10 protein-coding genes are annotated in these 12,996 nt (G+C 71.4%); 5 read left to right on the forward strand and 5 right to left on the reverse strand.

From position 1 onward, the window contains the following. The first annotated feature begins 109 nt into the window (after positions 1 to 109). From boxB to KY661_RS00280, 3 genes are all read left to right on the forward strand, one after another. Positions 110 to 1,534, forward strand: a complete 1,425-nt coding sequence (gene boxB / locus KY661_RS00270; protein ID WP_225408261.1) for a benzoyl-CoA 2,3-epoxidase subunit BoxB — start codon at positions 110 to 112, stop codon at positions 1,532 to 1,534. Positions 1,535 to 1,633: 99 nt separating this feature from the next. Continuing rightward, a complete protein-coding gene (locus tag KY661_RS00275; RefSeq protein WP_225408262.1) occupies positions 1,634 to 2,845 on the forward strand; it encodes an SGNH/GDSL hydrolase family protein in 1,212 nt (403 codons plus the stop codon). Positions 2,846 to 2,858: 13 nt separating this feature from the next. Continuing rightward, positions 2,859 to 3,293, forward strand: coding sequence for an organic hydroperoxide resistance protein (locus KY661_RS00280; protein WP_075009409.1), 435 nt, complete (start codon positions 2,859 to 2,861; stop codon positions 3,291 to 3,293). 3 nt (positions 3,294 to 3,296) lie between these two features. Here KY661_RS00280 and KY661_RS00285 read toward each other — a convergent pair whose 3' ends face one another. After that, the gene (locus tag KY661_RS00285) at positions 3,297 to 4,472 is read right to left on the reverse strand and encodes a DUF6068 family protein (RefSeq protein ID WP_225408263.1); all 1,176 of its coding nucleotides are present in this window, start codon (positions 4,470 to 4,472) and stop codon (positions 3,297 to 3,299) included. A 90-nt stretch (positions 4,473 to 4,562) separates the two neighbouring features. Between KY661_RS00285 and KY661_RS00290 the strand changes: the two genes are divergently transcribed. Further along, positions 4,563 to 6,566: a hypothetical protein gene (locus KY661_RS00290; protein WP_225408264.1), complete on the forward strand. Its 2,004-nt coding sequence runs from the start codon at positions 4,563 to 4,565 to the stop codon at positions 6,564 to 6,566. On the opposite strand, the gene KY661_RS00295 is transcribed toward KY661_RS00290, so the two are convergent. Both KY661_RS00295 and KY661_RS00300 read right to left on the reverse strand, forming a co-directional pair. Next, on the reverse strand, positions 6,542 to 7,612 hold the full coding sequence (locus KY661_RS00295; RefSeq protein WP_225408265.1) for a serine hydrolase: 1,071 nt from the start codon (positions 7,610 to 7,612) through the stop codon (positions 6,542 to 6,544). The two genes, KY661_RS00290 and KY661_RS00295, sit on opposite strands and share 25 nt — an antisense overlap. A gap of 31 nt (positions 7,613 to 7,643) precedes the next feature. Then, positions 7,644 to 8,768, reverse strand: coding sequence for a hypothetical protein (locus KY661_RS00300; protein ID WP_225408266.1), 1,125 nt, complete (start codon positions 8,766 to 8,768; stop codon positions 7,644 to 7,646). 240 nt (positions 8,769 to 9,008) lie between these two features. Between KY661_RS00300 and KY661_RS00305 the strand changes: the two genes are divergently transcribed. Further along, entirely contained in the window at positions 9,009 to 11,315 is a 2,307-nt protein-coding gene (locus tag KY661_RS00305; RefSeq protein ID WP_225408267.1) for a hypothetical protein, read from the forward strand. Here KY661_RS00305 and KY661_RS00310 read toward each other — a convergent pair. After that, positions 11,305 to 12,426, reverse strand: a complete 1,122-nt coding sequence (locus tag KY661_RS00310) for a S1 family peptidase (RefSeq protein ID WP_225408268.1) — start codon at positions 12,424 to 12,426, stop codon at positions 11,305 to 11,307. The genes KY661_RS00305 and KY661_RS00310 overlap by 11 nt on opposite strands. Continuing rightward, positions 12,423 to 12,992: a hypothetical protein gene (locus KY661_RS00315; protein ID WP_225408269.1), complete on the reverse strand. Its 570-nt coding sequence runs from the start codon at positions 12,990 to 12,992 to the stop codon at positions 12,423 to 12,425. Before KY661_RS00315 ends, KY661_RS00310 begins: the two co-directional genes overlap by 4 nt. Positions 12,993 to 12,996: the final 4 nt, after the last annotated feature.

Below are 12,996 nucleotides of genomic sequence, written 5' to 3' on the forward strand. Positions count from 1 at the left end.
GGGGCGTGGCATTGTACGAACGGCGGATCCCTTCCAGCCCGTGCTGAGCAACTACAAGCACGCGGCACCCTCGGCCCCGGGGTGATACGCGACTGGAGGAGTTCTCACCGTGCAACACATCCGCAGCGAGCCCATCCCCAACAACGTGGACTTGGAGAGCGCACCCGGCCTGGTGCGCGCGATGTCTCACTGGCAGTCCCGCTTCAAGAGCTGGTGGATGGAACGAGGACCCTCTGGATTCCAGTCTCACGAAGTGTATTTGCGTACGGCTGTCAGCGTGGAGCCCGATGGCTGGGCGCAGTACGAGCACGTGCGGATGCCGGAGTACCGCTGGGGCATCTTCCTGGCGCCCTCGGTGCGTGAGCGCACCATCGGCTTCGGGGACATGCAGGGCAAGCCCGTGTGGCAGGAGGCCCCCGATGAGCACCGGGACACGCTGCGCTGGCTCATCGCGATGCAGGGCGACGCGGAGCCCGCGTCCGTGGAGCAGCAGCGGCTGCTGGGGAGTACCTGCCCCTCGCTGTACGACTTGCGCAACCTGCTGCAGGTGAACGTGGAGGAAGCCCGCCACCTGTGGGGCATGTCCTACCTGCTGCTTCGCTACTTCGGCACCGAGGGCTGGAACGCGGCCGAGGAACTGCTCGACCGGAGCAGTGGCGACACCCAGCGGCCGCGCGTGCTGGATGCCTTCAACGCGCCGGTGCGCGACTGGCTGCACTTCTTCATGTACACGGCCTTCACCGACCGGGTGGGCAAGGTGCAGCTCCAGGCGGCGGCCGAGTCCGCGTTTGATCCGCTGGCGCGCACGGCGCGCTTCATGGCCACCGAGGAGGCGCACCACCTGTTCGTGGGCGAGACGGGCGTGGGGCGGGTGCTCCAGCGCACCGCGGAGCTGATGAAGGAGTCCCCCAACGGCAGCGCCAGCGAGGCGGGCGGCATCGACCTGCCCGTCATCCAGCGCTACCTCAACCTCTGGTACTCGCTGACGATGGACCTGTTCGGCGCGGAGATGTCGCGCAAGGCGGGCGCCATCTTCGCCAGCGGCGTGAAGGGCCGGCCCCGGGAGGCGATGTTCGAGGACCACTGCGAGCGCAACCGCACGCTCCGGGTGGAGTCCTGGGACGCGGCGGCCCACACGATCCAGCACCAGGACGTGCCGGTGCGTTTGGCGATGAACGAGGTGCTCCGGGGACTGTTCACGCTCGACTGCCGGGGTGTGGTGGAGCGCTGGAACAAGGTGCTGGCCGGCCAGGGACTTCAGGAGCGGTTGCAGTTGCCGTCCCGACGCTTCCACCGCCAGCAGGGCTTGCTGTCCTCGGGCCGCTTCGCGCCGGACGGAACCCCCGTGTCCGAGGAGGAGTGGGCGCGGCGCAAGGACGAGTGGCTGCCCACGGAGGCCGACGAGGTGGCGGTGCGCCATGTTCAGGCCCGGGCGGTGCTGGCCCGGGGTGAGATGGCGAACTGGATCGCCCCGCCGTCCCGGGGCATTCACGGCAAGCCGCTCGACTTCGAGTACGTGCGCACGGAGACGTAGCGCCCGCCCGGAGGGAAGGCCCAGGTCCGGGGGCGCACGTGGGGCTCGTCCCAAGGTGTGCCTTCAGGACGCTGGGGTGGGTTACAACACTCTGGCGCCATGGCCTCCTCTTTTCCCAAGCGCCTTCTGGCACGCACGCTCATCCCCCTGCTGTTCATCGGGTGTGCCCGCGTCATCCTGGGGCCCCCCGGGGAGCAGCCCCCCCGCGAGCGCATCGCGGCGGACCATCCGCTCCTGCGCTACACGGGCCGGTTCGACTTCACCGCGCCCCAGGCCCCGGTGTTCGACTGGCCCGGGGTGAGCATCGAGGCCGCGTTCGAGGGCACCTCGTGCGCCGTCCACCTGGTGGACGGGAACAACAACTACAACGTCTCGGTGGATGGGCAGCCGCCCACGGTGCTGCGCACCTCGGCGCGGGACACGTACGTGCTGGCCCAGGGGCTCCAGGAGGGGCGGCACACGGTGCGGCTCACGCGGCGCACGGAGTCCGGCTTCGGGCCGGGCACCTTCCACGGCTTCCTCCTGGACAAGGGCCGCACGCTGGTGCCGCTGCCGCCCGCGCGGGACCGGCGGCTGCTCTTCATCGGGGACTCGTTCACCGCGGGCTATGGCAACGAGGGGCAGCTGGGCTGCCAGTTCTCGCGGGGCACGGAGAACGTGGAGCGGGCCTATGCCGCGCTGGTGGCCAGCGAGCTGGGGGCGGAGTTCTCCATCCTCGCCAAGTCCGGGCGGGGCGTGGTGCGCAACTACGCCGAGCCCGGCCCCGTCTCCGAGAAGCCCATGCCCGCGTACTTCGCCCAGGCGCGGGCCGAGCAGGCGCAGCCGCCCTGGGACTTCCAGCGGTGGGTGCCCGATGCGGTCGTCATCAACCTGGGCACCAATGACTTCTCCACGCTGCCGCATCCGCCCCGGGAGGTGTTCCTCGCGGGGTACGAGGCGCTCATCGCGGAGGTGCGCGCGGCGTACCCAGACGTGCCCGTGCTGTGCGTGGCGGGGCCTCGCATGAAGGAGCCCGGCACGGAGCTCATCGAGACGCTCGTGGCGCGGCAGCACGCAAAGGATGGGGGCCGCACGCACCTGGCCCTCATCCACGACACCCTGGAGGTGCCCCACGACTATGGCTGCGACATGCACCCGGGCCTCAGCGGCCACCGGAAGATCGCCGGCCAGCTCAAGCCCATCCTCGCCTCGATGCTGGGGTGGCGGCAGGAAGTCAGTCTGGGTGACAGTTTCCCGGGGATTCCATTGCAAGCCGGGCGGCTGCCCATTACGCCGGGGCCGCCTGCTTGGCCAGCACCCCACCCGAAGTGACACGAGGACGCTCATGGCTCCCATCTCCATCACCCCGCTGTACACCGCCACCGCCACCGCTCAGGGAGGCCGCAATGGCCGCGTCCGCTCGACGGATGGGGTGCTGGACCTGGCGCTCTCCATGCCGAAGGAGCTGGGGGGCGCGGGCGGCGCCAGCACCAACCCCGAGCAGCTCTTCGCGGCCGGCTACGCCGCGTGCTTCGAGAGCGCGCTGCGGCTGGTGGCGGGCAAGGCGGGCAAGAACGTGAAGGAGGCGGCCATCACCGGCTCGGCCACCATCGGCAAGACGCCGGATGGCGGCTTCGGGCTGGCGGTGGAGCTCAAGGGCAAGCTGCCGGGCCTGTCGCAGGAGGAGGCCCAGCAGCTCATGCACGCCGCGCACGAGGTGTGCCCGTACTCCAAGGCCACGCGCGGCAACATCGACGTGAAGCTCTCCGTGGAGACCTGAGGCCTACTTCGCGCCGTTCACCCAGGTGCCCCAGCCCATGAGCTGGGTGAAGTCCTGGGGCTTGCGCTTGCCCTGGGCGTCCAGCGTGTCCACGCCCTCGGTGAGGTAGCGGAAGCGGGCGTCGTAGGGCAGCCCCGCGAGCGAGGCATCCCACGGGTCCGCCGCGTAGGTCTCGAAGCGGATCCGGCGCACGTTGCCCTCGCTCTCCGGCGTCTCGACGGTGACCGAGGGCACCGCGCGGCCCTGGATGCGGAAGGTGCCCCGCGTGGGGGTACCGCCCGCGAAGGGCGGCCAGCCCTCGGTGGAGAGCGCGCCCGTGATGAGCCGCATCAGCCACTCCTCCAGTGGCGCCACCGAGGCCTCGGCGAAGTTCGGGCAGGCGGGGCCCTGGGAGGGCGCGGGCCCGTCCGCCTGGAGGATGTAGCCGCGCTCGGCGGTGACGCACGTGCGCAGGGTGGTGTCCTCACCGCCCACCTTCGCGCGGCAGTCGAACCACGTGCCGGGCCCCAGCGGCCGCTCCAGGGAGGGGGCCGCGGCGGTGCTGCCCTCGGCGCCCTGGCGGACCTCGAGCAGGGTGAGCTGCGTGCCGCCGCTGGCGCCAAAGCCCGACAGCGTGACGCTGAGGCTCAGCAGTCCCCGGGTGAGGTACAGCGGCCCGGGCTCGGCCGCGTAGAGCGAATTGACCAGGTTGCCATCCACCGGCCGCTGGTCATCGAGGTAGCGCCGGGCCTCCCAGTGCCGGCCCGCGGCGGAGAGCTGCTCGAGGCTCTCGATGCCCCGGGGCGTCACCTCCAGGGGGCGGGAGGTCTCCATGCTCACCGGCAGCGTCAAGTCCCGGGCCAGCCAGGGGTGGCCGAAGGGCTTGCCCGCGTCATCGGTGACGGAGAGCTTCAGCCACACCCACGGCGCCTGGACGGCGGTCACCTCCACCTGGAGCCGGCCCGCGAGCGCCCGGGGGGGGAGAGGACGGCGGCCGGGGCCCTGGTTGGTGGAAAAAGCATAGACGGCGCGGTCCCCCACGCGGGCCTTGCCCCAGGGCGTGTTGTTGGGCGTGGAGGGGGCCTGGGTGGGGGGCTCCTGCGGGGGCGGGGCCTCGGGGGCGGACTGCCGCGTGCTGGCGCAGTGGGTGAGCAGCGCCAGGGCGGCACTGCCGGCGAGGAGGGAGGGGATGAGGCGCATCGGAGCTCTCCGGGAGGGACGCAGGGTGTTTTCCCCGCGGGGGGTTGATACACCGGGGGCCCGCCAGTCCCCAATCTTCCGGAGCAGTCCATGTCCTCCGTCCTGCCCATCCGCCGCGTCGTCCTCTACAAGCACGGAGTCGGTTACTTCGAGCGGAAGGGCTCGGTGAGCGGCAACGAGGCGCTGCACCTCGACTTCAAGGCGCGCGACATGAACGACGTGCTCAAGTCGATGACGGTGCTGGACTTGTCGGGCGGCTCCGTGTCGGCGGTGAGCTACGACTCGACGAAGCCCCTGGAGCAGCTCCTCCAGGAGGCCACCATCCGGATTCCCGAGTCCGGCAGCCTCACGGCGCTGCTGGGGCAAATCAAGGGCGCGCGGGTGCGCGTGCGCCTGGGGGCCAAGGAGCCCCTGGAGGGCATCATCGTGGGGCTGGAGCCGTTCGCGGTGGTGGAGGGCAAGGCTTCGGTGATGCGGCCCTTCCTGTCGCTGCTGGTGGGCGCCTCGCTGCGCACCTTCGACCTGCTGGAAGTCACCGAGCTGGAGTTCCTGGACGATGCGGTGCGCAAGGACCTGGAGTTCTACCTGGCCACGGTGCTCTCCTCGTACAAGAAGGACAGCAAGCGCATGTCCATCCTCACCTCGGGCACGGGCGAGCGAGAGCTGTTCGTCAGCTACGTGGTGGAAGCGCCCGTGTGGAAGACGAGCTACCGCATCCTCCTGGACGAGCAGAAGCCGCCGCTGCTCCAGGGCTGGGCGCTGGTGGACAACGTGGGGGACGAGGACTGGATGAACGTGGACCTGGCGCTCATCGCCGGGCTGCCGGTGTCCTTCGTGCATGATTTGTACAACCCCCGCTACATGAAGCGCCCCGTGGTGCAGGTGCGCACGGAGGCGGCCGCCGCGCCCGTCATCCCCGAGGAGGCCTTCGGCCAGGCCTATGGCGGGGCCGATGACGGGGAGAGCGAGAAGGCCTTCTTCCCCCCGCCGGCGCCCGCGCCGGCCGCGGCCCCCATGCGGGCCATGGTGGGAGGAGGGGGCCCCCTGGCCCGGAAGGGCGGGCGGATGCGCGAGGTGGCCGAGAAGAGCGTGGAGGTGAAGACGCTCACCAAGGAAGTCGGGGACCTGTTCGAGTACCGGGTGGACCACCCGGTGACGGTGCACCGCAACCAGAGCGCGCTGGTGCCCATCCTGCAGCGGCCGTTCGAGGGCCGGCGCGTGCTGCTCTACAACCGGACCACGCGCGAGAAGAACCCCATGGCGTGCATCGAGATGAAGAACACGGCGGGGCTCACGCTGGAGGGCGGGCCCGTGACGGTGATGGAGTCGGACACGTACGTGGGCGAGGCGATGCTCGACACGATGAAGCCGGAGGACCGGCGCTTCGTGCCGTACGCGGTGGAGCTGAGCTGCACGGTGTCGGTGGAGGACCGGGTGGAGGATGGGCCGGTGTTCCGCGCGGTGGTGAGCCGGGGCGTGCTGTCCGTGGAGTACTACCACCTGCGCCGCACGAAGTACTTCGTGCGCAACAAGGCCCCGCGCCCGGCGGTGTTCTTCCTGGAGCACCCGCGCACGGGCTGGGAGCTGCGGGAGACGCCGGAGCCGGCGGAGACGACGGACAGCTTCTGGCGCTTCAAGCTGGAGCTGGCCGCCGGGGCCACCCCCGAGCTGATGGTGACGGAGCGCTCGCGCGGCATCCGCCAGTATGCCTTCAGCAGCATCAACCTGGAGGAGGTCTCCTTCTTCCTGAGCTCGCACTATATCGATGCGGGACTCGCGGAGTCGCTGCGGGAGATCATCGCCCTGCGCGACCGCGTCACCACGCTGGCGCGCGAGGCGCAGCAGTTGACCGGCGAGCGCGAGCAGGTCTTCAAGGACCAGGAGCGCATCCGCTCGAACATCGAGTCGCTCAAGTCAGGGGCCTCGCAGCGCGACCTGGCCGAGCGCTTCGTGACGAAGCTGAACGAGCAGGAGAACCGGCTGGATGCCATTGGCGAGGCCCTGGAGCGGCTCGCCGAGGAGCGCACGGTGGCGAGCGAAGAGGTGGCCCGCCGCCTCCAGGCGCTGAGCTACTCCGCGGACCTGGAGACCTGAGCGCCTGCCGCGCCCAGGGTTCGCCAGACGCTCTCGCCCAGGACGGCGAACAGCCGCTCGGCGTCCGCGACGCGCCAGAAGTTCCGGGTGCAGGCGGCGATGACGGCGGGCTGGCCGGAGGGGAGCGTCAGGAAGCCCATGTCACAGGCCCGCCGGTGCTGGGTGCCCGTCTTGTGCGCCCAGGCCGCCGTCGTGGGCAGCCCGGCGGCGATGCGCGCGCTTCCCGTCTGGCACGCCCGCATCAGCGTGTGGGCCCGGGTGCAGCTCGCCGCGCTCAGCCCCTCGCAGCGGGCCACCTGCCGGAGGAGCTGGCCCATCTGCCGCATGGGGGCGGAGTTCACCTGCTCCGCGTAGAAGGCGCCAAACGCCCCATCCAGGTCCTTGCCTGTCCAGGCGGTGCGGGGCGCCAGCAGCCGTGAGAGCACCTGGGCCCGGGACGCCGGGGAGTCATACCGGCCCAGGGTGCGGATCTGCTCCGGGGTGAAGGCGAGCGCCCGTGAGTCAAGCTGGGCGTAGATGCGGCGGCGCTCTTCCAGGAGGGACACGACCGGGCCCGTCTGGACGCCCCGGGCCGCGAGCTGGGCCTTCACGGCGTCCACGCCCACGCGCGCTATCAGGAGGTCCGCGGCGGCGTTGTCGCTGTCCACCATCATGTATTCCAGCAGGGTGGAGACCGGCAGCGCGTCTCCGGGCTGGGCCCGGTGGAGCCGGTGCATCCCATCGCGGAGGGCATCCGGGGTGAACGTCAGCGGCTCATCCCAGGAGAGCCGTCCTGCGTCCACCTGGTGCATCACCTCCAGCATCACCCCGAGCTTGATGGCGGAGGAGAGGTAGGTGGGGCGCTCGGCGTCGTAGGCGTACTCCTCGCCGGACTCGACATCGAGCACGTAGAGCGAGAGCTCCCCGTCGAAGTCCCGGACGGCTGTTTCCACGAGCCCGTTCAGCTCGGCCGTCCAGCGCGGCGCCTTGGGGGCAGCGAGTGCTTCCGCGGAGGCGGTGATGAGCACGGTGAACAGGAAGGCACAGAGGCAGGCGGTCCGGGTCATCGTGTCATCACCTCCGTGGGAGCGCTGGCGCTCACCCCCCACCGCCCCCCGCGCCGCCCATTCCGGTGTCCTGGAACTGGCTGTCCACGGGGGCTGGCTCACTCGCGGGAGCCGCCTGGGTGTCCGCGGGAGCAGGAGGGGGCGAAGCGGCGCCGCCGATGGCGTTCTGCCCGGCCGGTGCCGACGGGAGGGTGACGTCCTCGTCCGTGTTGCCCACGCTGCCGGTGTTCAGGTCCGTGTTGCCCGCGCCGCCAGTGCCCTGGTCTGGGACCGGCGGGAGGGTGACATCCTCGTCCGTGTTGCCCACGCTGCCGGTGTTCAGGTCCGTGGTGCCCGCGCCGCCGGTGCCCTGGTCCGGGACCGGCTCATTCGTGGGCGCCGCCTGGGTGTCCGCGGGAGCGCGGTCCTGCGGAGCCGCGCCGCTGCGGGTGTCCTGCCCGGCCGGCGCTGGCGTGACGTTGACGTCCGCGTCCGTATTGCCCGCGCCGCCGGTGCCCAGGCCCTCGGCCGAATCACTCGCGGGAGCCATCTGGGTATCCGCGGGAGCGCTCTCCTCAGGGAGGGTGTTGCCGACGGCGTCCAGCCCGGAGGGCGCTGGCGCGGCGTTGATGCCCACGCCCGTATTGCCCGCGCCGCCGGTGCCCAGCTCATCGGACGGCATGTCTTCGGACAGGATGTCCGGGGGGGCCACGTCCCGTTCGCTGCGCGTCGCGGGCGGAATGATGGCGCTGTCCTGCTGGATGGAGCTTCCGATGTTCGGCTGGCCCGGCTGCATCGGCGCGGGGTTGTCATCCACCTCCGCGTTGCCCGCACCGCCCACGCCCGTGTCCGTGCCGGTGTCCATGTTGCTCTGGCCGAGGGAGGGGTCCTGGTCCGTCTCGGACGGGACGCATTCCGAAGCGGCCGAGCCACCGGTGCCGGAGTCTTCCTGGAGGGACTGCGAGCGCTGGGTGGTGGAGGCGCCCGGGCGAACCACGGTGCAGGACAGAGCAGGCGAGCCCTGCGAGGACGTCATGCTTCCTGCTTGCGCCTGCTGCGCGATGGGGCTCGTGTCCTGGGGATCAGGCACCTCGGCCCGGGCTTGCCCCTTCTGCCCGTGCGCGCAGCCGATGCCGAGCAAGGCCGCGGCGGCGATGGATCCAAGAATCTCTTTCATGATGCCCTCGATCGTTCACGTGGCTCATGAGAACGGTGAGGACCGCCCCCCTTGACGACAACGTGTCGGAATCCGGACACCGGTGGATTCCCGAGGGCTGGTGGGACCCACGGCGGACGCCGAAGGGCCTGCTTGCCCGTGAGGTCTCCTCCGCGAGTCTCATGCAAGGGGAAATAAGTTGTTACAGCGCCCGCACACGGTGCTTGACCCGGTGCGTTCATCCCTTTTTAGAAGGGGGGGATGCTATCCGCACGAGCGCTCTCCTTCGCAGCGTTGATGGTGGCCGGCCTTGCCGCCGCGGCCCCCACACGGCAAGTGCCCGAGGGCGGACGTGCCATCGAAGCCGTCTCCCGGGGCATCATCTGCGGTCCGGTCCGTGGCGGGTGGACCCTGTCCTCCGATGGGCGGTCCATCCGGCCTCCCGCGAAGGCCGACGAGAACTCGCGGACGCTCGAGCTCAAGGTCGCCGACGACGAGGCCCTGTGCAACACCAGCCAGGAGACCGTCACGGTGATCGCCACCGGGCCGTTTCCCCGCATCGATGCCGCGGCCACCCTCTTCTATCCGGACGATGGGCGCCTGGAGCTCCGGGGCACGAACCTCCAGGGGGTGGCCATCGCCTGGTCGGGCGTCTCCCGGGCCGATCCCGCCCGGGGCCCCATGGAAGGGCAGGACCTCTGCCTCATCCCCAACCCGGGCAACAAGCCCTCCGACTGTGCCGTGCCCGTGACGCAGGGGCTGCCCACGGATGCGGCGCTCTACTGGGTTCCGCCCTACGGCAAGCGGGGGCCGGACGTGACGACCTATGACGCGGCCGGCAACGTGGTGGATCCCGAGACCTTCCGCATCCGCCCCGGCCGCATCGTCCTGACGCAGCCGCTCGTCCAGTCCAGCGGCATCGATCTGTCCAAGGGGCCCGAGGGCTCGCTGTCCGTGAGCCACCCCGAGGCGGTGGTCTCCGCGGACTGCGGAATCGCGCGCTGCGAAGTCAACGATGGCTCCATCGCCATCCGCAACGTGCCCGGGGTGGACGTGAGCGTGACGCTGCGGCTGCGCCTGGCGGCCCGTGTCTTCTTCGCCCGGGGCGAGGCGCTCGAACAGAGCGTCTCCGCGACGCTGCCCGTCCTGGCCTGCCCGCTGACCGCCGTGGAGGGCACGGTGCTGCGCGACGTCGATGATTCGGCGCTCGTGCTCCGGTTGGACCCTTCGTGCGCGCTGGAGCCCCGGGCCCTGGTCTGGACGGTCAACGGCGAGCGGGCCCGGGTGGAGCGCGTGGTGAAGACGGCCGAGGGCATCTACGGTGTGCTGCGCACCCGGGGCACCTCCAACCCCCAGGTGACCATCACCGCGGCGACGTCCCGGGTGGATGGAACCGTGGTGGCCTCGACGACCGCGGAGACGGTGCCGCTGCCCGCGCCCCGGGCCATGCTCGAGCTGAAGGACGCGGGGACCATCGACTTCATCCCCACCAACCGCCCCGCCGGGGTGAAGGTGGCGGGCCTGGGCGGGGCCGGGCGCTTCGTGCTGCGGCCCCTGGAGGGCATCTACTCCGTCACGGTGGAGGGCAACACCACGCTGATCCAGGGCGACGAGACGGCCGGTGGGTTCGTGTCGCTGCGCTTTGGCTACCGGGTGCCGTCCCTGCCGGCGGAGCTGGCCACGACGGACCTGGTCTCCGTCCACGAGCGCATCCAGCGCGTGGTGCGCGAGGCCAGCGTGCCCGTGGACATCTCAAGCATGGTGGAGTTCGTCTGCGCGGACGAGCACGGCCAGGACCAGGTGCTGGCGCCGAGCCGGCCGCACCGCATCGAGTACAAGATGCGCAACTCCTGCCGCGTCATCGTCCACCGCGAGCGCCTGACGCCCGGGCAGGGCAACCAGGAAGTGGTCCTGCGCATCACCGTCAATAAGTCCAACGGCTCCGTGCGCGGCGAGAGCTCGCTCGAACAGCGGATGATCCTGCGTCCCCTGGGAGAGCAGCGCATCATCCCCATCTCCGGCAGCCTGGACCAATACGACCGGATCCTCATCCAGGTGTCTCACGTGGCGGATGAGTCGCGCTATGCCCTGAACACGACGGACCGCCCCGGGCTGCCCTCCGCGCAGTGGACGGCCATCGTCGAGGGCGGCCTCCTGCGGCTCTACACGATGGCCACCATCCCCGCGGGCCTCTTCCGGGCCACCGCGCCAAGCGGCCAGCTCGCCATCAACTTCGGCGTGCTCTCGCGCCTGGCCGTGTTGAACAGCGAGGGGCAGGAGCGCCTGGTGGGCATCGAGCTGGGGCTGATGGGGCTGGGGCTCGTGCCCCAGTCGGGCGACATCCAGTTTCCCCCGACGCTGGCCGTGGTCGCGGGCCTGGGCCTGCGCGTTCCCATCGGTCCGGGCGCCGCCGTGGGGGCCCAGGCGTGGGTGGCCCGCGAGTTCCGCGGGGACATCACCCGGAGGACCAATGGGGACCCGGCGACGGACCGGGTGGTGCCCTCCAGCAAGTGGTCCTTCATCTTCGGACCGAGCATCTCCATCGGCAACGTGGGCTTCAACCTCTGAGCCGCCGGCGCCCTCGCACCGCGAGCCAGCCGAGCAGCGCGGGCAGCACCGGGCCGGGCATGCCCTCGCAGCCGCCCGTTGCCTCCTGGGGCGCTGGGGCGGCGCACGGGGTGAAGCAGCGGCAGGCGTCCGCACCCTCGGGTTCGAGCCGGGCGCACAGCCCGCCCGCGCCGCACGCCGCGTCCTCCGTGCAGGCCGTGCCGTAGTTTCCCTCCTGAAGGGCGGGCAGCAGGCAGCGGCCGGGGGCGCCGTCGAGCGACTCGCACGTGAGGCCCGAGGGGCAGTCCGCATCCTGGGTGCAAGGCGCCTGGCACAGGGACTCGGCGGGGAGCACGGGCGGGGTGGGGGCGGGAGGCTCCTCCAAGAAGGGCTGAAGGAAGGTGTCCCAGAGGGCCTCGGTGCGGACGTGGAGCGCCTCCGTGCGGCAGGCGAGGTCTCCGCTCACCGTGATGCCCGCGAGCACCTCCCGCGCGCCAGCGTTCACCAGCACCGGGCCTCCGCTGTCGCCCACGCAGCTCATGGCGGGCGAGGGCCCGGCCCGGAAGGCGCTGGCGCTGACTTCCTGCACAGAGAGGGTTCCCTGCCTGCGGCGGCCCGAGGGACGCAGCGGGTCCCGGGTGTCTCCAAAGCCCACGGCCCGGAGCGCCGTTCCCGCCGTGAGGGGCAGGGTGCCCGGCATGGGGAGGGGAAGGGGCGCCGTGCTCACGGGCGTGGCCAGGCGCAGCAGGGCCGCGTCGAAGGCGTGGCTCTTCGGGTCATAGTCCGGGTGGCGTATCGCGCGGGTGACCCGGACGAACCGGCCCCGGGGCTCTGGCAGCAGCTCCAGGCCGAAGAAGACTTCGTACGGCCCTTCCGGGCCGAAGATGTCCAGGCAGTGCGCCGCCGTGAGCACCACGTCCGGGGCGATGAGCGCCCCCGAGCACAGCAGCGTCAGGGGCTCTCCCGTGCACCGCGTCCGCCGGGCCACCAGCGCGGCCGTGGCCTCGTCTCCGGGCGCGTCCGAGCCGTTCACCACCGGCTGCGTCCCCGTGGTGAGGGAGGGCGGCTCCTCGACGGGCAGGCAGCCCGCGAGGCTCAGCATGAGCAGGGCCGCCGTGGGGCCTGGCCTCATGGCTCGGGAGGTTCGCTCGCTGCTTGAGCCGCCAGCTTCGAGATTTCCTCCCGGAGGCTCGTCAGCCGGGCCTGCTCGCGGCGGATGAGGATGTCGAGCCGCTGGCGCTCGCCCGCGTCTCCCCGCGCCCCGGCTTCGTCCCGTTCGCGCTCCAGCCGCCGCACATCCCGCTCGAGGAGCTCCGTGATGCGCTCGGTCTTGCCCAGCCGCCATCGGGCCGTCTGGGGCTTCTCTGGCTCGATCGGATCATTCTCTTGCGGCAGGGGATGGGAGGACTCCAGCTCGGGAACCTCGTCCTCGGGTCCCAGTGGCACCTCCGTGGCGTGGGGGTGGGAGTCGTGCTCCGCCGTCACGGAGGGTGCAACGGGGGCCTTGGGCGGGGGCCGGGCCGTCCGGGCCGCCGGGGCTGCCGGTGGCGGAGGCGCCGGAGCGGCGGAGGGCCCCGCGTCCGGCGGAGGTGGCCGGGGCGTGGGCCTCGAGAAGAGAATGAATCCGGACGCCAAGAGGAGCGTGGTGCCCGCGAGGGCCCCGGCGACGAGCCGTGCTTGTTTCCGCAGGGATGCCATGCCG

The sequence above is a fragment of the Allostigmatella hybrida genome, assembly GCF_020103775.1.
Classification (GTDB): Bacteria; Myxococcota; Myxococcia; order Myxococcales; family Myxococcaceae; genus Hyalangium; species Hyalangium aurantiaca.